4 protein-coding genes and 1 pseudogene are annotated in these 5,855 nt (G+C 71.7%); 4 read left to right on the forward strand and 1 reads right to left on the reverse strand.

Translation table 11 applies throughout. The annotated features are described in order from the left end of the window. Together G6R24_RS17405 and dxs are read left to right on the forward strand one after the other, a co-directional pair. The coding region (locus G6R24_RS17405) for a class I SAM-dependent RNA methyltransferase (RefSeq protein WP_476727358.1) at positions 1-577 on the forward strand (577 nt) is incomplete at its 5' end. Positions 578-886: 309 nt separating this feature from the next. Further along, entirely contained in the window at positions 887-2,932 is a 2,046-nt protein-coding gene (gene dxs, locus G6R24_RS17410) for a 1-deoxy-D-xylulose-5-phosphate synthase (RefSeq protein WP_225438660.1), read from the forward strand. 203 nt (positions 2,933-3,135) lie between these two features. Here dxs and G6R24_RS17415 read toward each other — a convergent pair whose 3' ends face one another. After that, entirely contained in the window at positions 3,136-3,315 is a 180-nt protein-coding gene (locus G6R24_RS17415) for a hypothetical protein (RefSeq protein WP_163550279.1), read from the reverse strand. Positions 3,316-3,430: 115 nt separating this feature from the next. Between G6R24_RS17415 and G6R24_RS17420 the strand changes: the two genes are divergently transcribed. Together G6R24_RS17420 and G6R24_RS17425 are read left to right on the forward strand one after the other, a co-directional pair. Continuing rightward, positions 3,431-4,360, forward strand: coding sequence for a lysylphosphatidylglycerol synthase transmembrane domain-containing protein (locus G6R24_RS17420; RefSeq protein WP_225438661.1), 930 nt, complete (start codon positions 3,431-3,433; stop codon positions 4,358-4,360). Positions 4,361-5,307: 947 nt separating this feature from the next. After that, positions 5,308-5,855, forward strand: a pseudogene (locus G6R24_RS17425) (hypothetical protein); the annotation flags it as partial.

Here is a 5,855-nt window from a genome sequence, read left to right on the forward strand (position 1 = left end):
GGTCGTGGGGCGGCGCAGCTTCGCGGTCGGGCCGGGGGTGTTCTGGCAGGTGCACGCGGCTGCCCCGAAGGTGCTGGTCGACGCGGTACGGACGGCGTTGCGGCCACAGCCGGGAGAGATCGCGCTTGATCTCTACGCCGGCGCGGGGCTGTTCGCGGCGTTCCTCGCCGAGGATGTCGGGCCGTCCGGGCGGGTCGTGGCGATGGAGTCGGAGGCGGCCGCCGTCGCCGCGGCCGCGGACAACCTCGCGGACCTGCCACAGGTGTCGCTACGTGCGGTGCGAGTGACGCCGGCGACCGTGCGCGGTGTGCTCGGCACCGGGCCGTCCGCCGGCAGGGTCGGGTGCGCGGTGCTCGACCCGCCGCGGGCCGGAGCGGGGGCGGAGGTGGTCGCGGCGCTGCTGGGACACCACCCACGTGCCGTCGCCTACGTGGCCTGTGACCCGGTGGCACTCGGCCGCGACCTGGCCACGTTCAGAGCTCGTGGTTACACGATGACCGCGCTGCGCGCCTTCGATCTGTTCCCGATGACGCATCACGTCGAATGCGTCGCCCTTTTTGAACCCACCGTAAGGTAACTCGGGGTATCTGATTCATCCTGAACGGTGCTGAATCAAGATGGTCGGGGAGGGATTCACTCGCCTGTACGGCCGGCCGATGCCACGGCGTGTTGACGGACGACCCGCCAGGTGACGACACTCTTCTACGTGCCCGAACCCGGACAAGGGGTGGGGGCAAGAGCCGGCCGATACTACCCCGCCGGGACCTATTACCCTGCGTTCCACGAGGAACTCACATGTCGTCTGGGTGTCTGCGGGGCCCCAGCTGACCTGCGTAGACTTTGCCGGACCCGGACCGATCCCCTTTCGGGAGAGGGAGTTCCCGCCGTGTCGCTTCTGTCCACGATCAGCTGTCCCCAGGACGTCAAGCGCCTCGACCACGAGGAGCTCGGCACCCTGGCGGCCGAGATCCGTGATTTCCTCATCCACGCCGTCGCGCGTACCGGGGGCCACCTCGGCCCCAACCTCGGGGCCGTCGAGCTGACGCTGGCGATCCACCGAGTGTTCGACTCACCGTTCGACCGGGTCCTTTGGGACACCGGGCACCAGTCCTACGTCCACAAGATGCTCACCGGTCGGGTGGACGACTTCGACGGTCTGCGCCAGAAGGGCGGCCTTTCGGGCTACCCCTGCCAGGCCGAGTCCGAGCACGACATCATCGAGAACTCGCACGCCTCGACGGCACTGTCGTACGCCGACGGTCTCTCCCGTGCCTACGCCCTGCGTGGCGAGGACCGGGCGGTCGTCGCCGTCGTCGGTGACGGCGCGCTGACGGGTGGCATGTGCTGGGAGGCGTTGAACAACATCGCCGCCGGCGACCGTCCCGTCGTCGTGGTCGTGAACGACAACGGCCGGTCCTACGCGCCGACGATCGGTGGTCTCGCCGACCATCTCGCCGCGCTGCGTCTGGCCCCCGAGTACGAGCAGGTCCTCGACGTCGTCAAGCAGGTCCTCGGTCGCACGCCGCTGGTCGGCGCGCCGCTGTTCGACGCGCTGCACGGCATCAAGAAGGGCATCAAGGACGTCGTCCAGCCGCAGGGGATGTTCGAGGACCTCGGGCTGAAGTACGTCGGCCCGGTCGACGGTCACGACACCGCCGCGGTCGAGTCGGCCCTGCGCCGCGCACGCGACTTCGGCGGCCCGGTGATCGTCCACTGCGTCACCCGCAAGGGCTTCGGCTACCCGCCGGCGGAGCAGGACCAGGCCGACAACTTCCACGGTGTCGGCGTGATCAACCCGATCACCGGCAAGCCGCTCTCCACCGCGAAGAGCACCAGCTGGACGAACGTCTTCTCCGACGAGATCGTCCAGATCGGTGCCGAGCGGCCGGACGTGGTCACCCTGACCGCGGCGATGCTGGCCCCGGTCGGCCTCAGCAAGTTCGCCAAGGCCTACCCCGACCGGGTCTTCGACGTCGGCATCGCCGAACAGCACGCCGTCACCTCCGCCGCGGGCCTGGCGATGGGCGGCCTCAAGCCGGTCGTCTGCCTGTACGCGACGTTCCTCAACCGTGCCTTCGACCAGGTGCTGATGGACGTCGCCCTGCACCGTCAGCCGGTGACGTTCGTGCTTGACCGCGCCGGGGTCACCGGTGAGGACGGCGCGTCCCACAACGGCATGTGGGACATGTCCTTCCTGCAGGTCGTCCCCGACCTCGCGATCGCCGCCCCCCGCGACGCGCCGACCCTGCGCGCCGAACTGCGCGAGGCCGTCGCCACCACCGACAAGCCCACCGTGGTGCGTTTCGCCAAGGGCACGGTCGCCCCGGACATCCCCGCCATCGACACCATCGGCGGCGTGGACGTGCTTTTCCGGTCCCCGGCCGTCGCCCAGCGCCGCGAGGTGCTGCTCGTCTCGATCGGCGCGATGGCCACCACCGCACTCGAGGTGGCCCGCCTGGTCGCCAGCCAGGGCATCGGGATCACAGTGGTCGACCCGCGTTGGGTCAAGCCACTGCCCACCGCCCTCGTCGGCCTCGCCCAGGACCACGACCTGGTCGTCACCATCGAGGACAACGGCCGGGTCGGCGGCGTCGGCTCGACGCTCGCGCAGCTCCTGCGCGACAACGACGTCGACGTCCCGCTGCGCGATTTCGGCATCGCCCAGCGCTTCCTCGAGCACGGCAAGCGCGACCAGATCCTCGCCGAGGTCGGCCTCGCCCCGCAGGACCTCGCCCGCAAGGTCGTCGAGGCCATCGCGAAGCGCCAGGCCATCCTGGACGACGACCCGACCGCGGTCGGTTCCTCGGCGTCCTCGGCTTCGGCATCCGTGGGCTCCTCGGTCACGTCGGCCGCGTCCTCGAAGCCGAAGTCCCCTGGTGTTCAGCGCAACGGCGACCACTCCGCCGCACAGCGAGTCGCCGACCAGCACTGACATCACCACCTGGCATCACCACCCGACGGCTACCCGACGACGCCCACCACCTGGCGGCGACGGGTAGCCGTCGGCGTCTGATCGGCGCGACGGCCGGCCGGGCGGGCGTGTCCGGCCGTCGACGCGAGTAAGTGGCTTGGCCGCGGGCTGCCGAGGGGCGGCGGGGATGTCGGGCAGAGCCCGGCCTAATCTGTTCTGGTGGGTCAGCATTCCGCGTCGGGCGCGCGCGCACTCGCGAAGAACGCCCTGGATCCACGGTTGCCGTCTTCGAGCGCAGCCTCGGGCTCGGGCTCCTCGGTGGGTTCGGGCGTCACCCCCGCCCCGAACGGTTCGGTCACCCCGAGCGCGGCGTCCCGTTCGAGCGCGTCATCCGATCCCGGCACGCCGCCGCCCGTGGGTTTCGAGGCGCCTGCGGGTTCTGAGGCGTCTGCGGGCACTGAGGCGGTTGCGGGTTCTGAGCCGGCCGCCGGCTCGAAGGGCCGGGGGCCGCGCTGGTGGGTGACGCGAGGGGCGCTCGTCGTCGCGCTCGGGCTGTTGGCGTTGGCACTGGTCAGTCAGTGGAACGACGTCCGCGAGTCCTTTTCGCTGCTCACGGTGAGTGGCGTGGTCTCGTCCGGGGTGTTGACGGTGTTGGCGGTCGGGACGACGGTGCTGTCCTGGCGGGCGCTGTTGGCGGGGCTGGGGGCGAAACTGCCGCTGCGGGCGGCGGTGCGGATCTTCTTCGTCGGGCAGATCGGGAAGTACATCCCGGGCAGTGTGTGGCCGGTGCTCGCGCAGATGGAGCTTTCGCGCGACTACGGGGTGTCCCGGCCGAAGGCCGCGTCGGCGAGTCTCGTGGTGCTGGCGCTCGCGGTTCCCAGCGGTGGGCTCGCGGCCGCGGTCACGTTGCCGTTCGTGTCCGCCGACGCGTTGGCGCGGTACTGGTGGGCGCTGGTGGCGGTGCCGGTGTTCGCGGTGCTGCTGTGCCCGCCGGTGCTGTCCAGACTGTTGGAGCGGGCGTTTCGGCTGCTGCGGCGGCCGGGTCTTGATGTGCCGTTGACGTTGCGTCCGATCGCGGCTGGGGCCGGATGGCTGCTGCTCAGCTTCGTCTGGTACGGACTGGCGACGTGGCTGCTCGTGCGCGACCTCGACCCCGAGATCGGCGGGGCGCGGCTGGTGACGCTCTCACTCGGCGCGTACGCGCTGGCCTGGACGGCCGGCTTCCTGGTGCTGGTGCTGCCGGCCGGGGCCGGGGTGCGCGAGGCCGTCCTGGTTCTCGCGCTCGCGCCCGCGATCGCGAGTGGCCCGGCGACACTGGTGGCGCTGGTCGCGCGGCTGCTGGCCACCATCGCCGATCTGGTGTGGGCCGCGGTCGGGGTAGCGCTGCGTCCGCGTCATCCGGATGTGATCGAGACGAGTGAGCAGCCGAACCCGACCGAACCCGGCTGACGGCTGGACTGTGGGACAGCTGGACGGTGGGACGGCTGGACGGTCGGCCGTCAGCGGCGGCGGAACGCCCGGGCGGCGATGCGTCGGAAATGCGATCGGGGCCGCCTGATTCGGGTGAGTCCGGGCAGGATAATGCCAACATCGACGGTTGACGTCCGGATAGGCGTTCGCTGGGGTGGGTCGCGGCGCGAGGGGGTCAGATGAACGGACCGGGCAACGAGAACCCGTCCGGTGAACACGAGCATGAGCAGGGTGGCAGCGGGCTACCCGCAGCGGGATGGAACCACCCCTCGTCCGCCGAGGAGACGATGCGGGCTGTCCCCACGGATCGGGATCTGCCCCCGTTGGCCCAGCGTCCCGTCCCCCCGGCCTCCGCCTTTCGGCCCCGGCAGGCCGCTGCGGTCCCACCGGACACATCAGGATCAGCGCCCGCTCCGGCGGCTCCGGGCGGCGGTGAGAGGTGGGTACCACCGATCGGTGGGCCTGGCCCGGCCGGGCCATCCGCGCCGATGTCGTATCCGGCACCGGGTCAGCCTGGGACGTCCGGTTATCCCGGCCCGTCTGGTTATCCCGGCTCTGGTGGACGTCCCGGCCCCGTGGACCAACGCCCCCACCCGGGAGCGCCCGGCCAGCTGGGAGCGCCTGGTCAGGGTGGATGGTCCGGGTTCGGCGGGTCGCCAGTGCCGGGGCGACCACCTGGTCCGTTGGGCCCCACCGGCCCAGGTGGTGCGCCGGGTCCGGCTGGGGGACCTGTCGGTCCTGGCTGGCCAGCGCGGCCGGCTGGCCAGCCGGCACCGGGTTCCATGGGCCCGATGGGCCCGATGGGCCCGATGGGGCCGGGGGGTCGTCCGATGGGGCCGCCGGCGTCGGGTTCCTGGGGTAGCCCGATCGGGCCAGGCGGGGTGCCACTGCCTCGGTCGGCGAGGCGTCGGCCGACGCGGTGGATCGTGCCGCTCGCGATCGTGGTCGCGCTCGCGGTCGGCGCGGGTGCTGTGGGTGTCCTGGTCCTCAGCGGGAGCGACAAGGGTCCGGCGAGTGCTGTCCGGTCCTATCTCGCGGATGTGCGGGCCGCCCGGTACGACGCGGCGTACAGCCGGCTCTGTGCGACGGTTCGCGGCACGCGGTCCCAGCGCGAGTACAGCACGATCATGCGGGCGTTCGACGGTGTCCGTGGCACGGTCGCCTCCTACGCGGTGCGCACCGTGCAGACCGTCCACCCCAGCGCCGCGGAGACGGTGCGCGAGGTCCAGGTGGACGTGCAGCGCAGCGGTGGCAGCGCCAGCCGGGAGTCGTACGACGTGGGCAAGGAGTCCGGCGGCTACTGCCTGCTGACCGCCGGGTCGCCGTTCTCCCTCGGCTCGGGCGGCGGTCCGCCGGATGCGGGTGGTTCCGGCGGTTCCGGCGGACCGGGCACGGGGACGGACCCCTTCGGCGGTGGTAGCGGCGGCGGTTCCGGCGGGCAGAGCGACGGCGACGCATCGGTCCACCCCGCCTG

Origin of the sequence: Candidatus Frankia nodulisporulans (genome assembly GCF_902806475.1) — a bacterium.
Classification (GTDB): domain Bacteria; phylum Actinomycetota; class Actinomycetes; order Frankiales; family Frankiaceae; genus Frankia; species Frankia umida.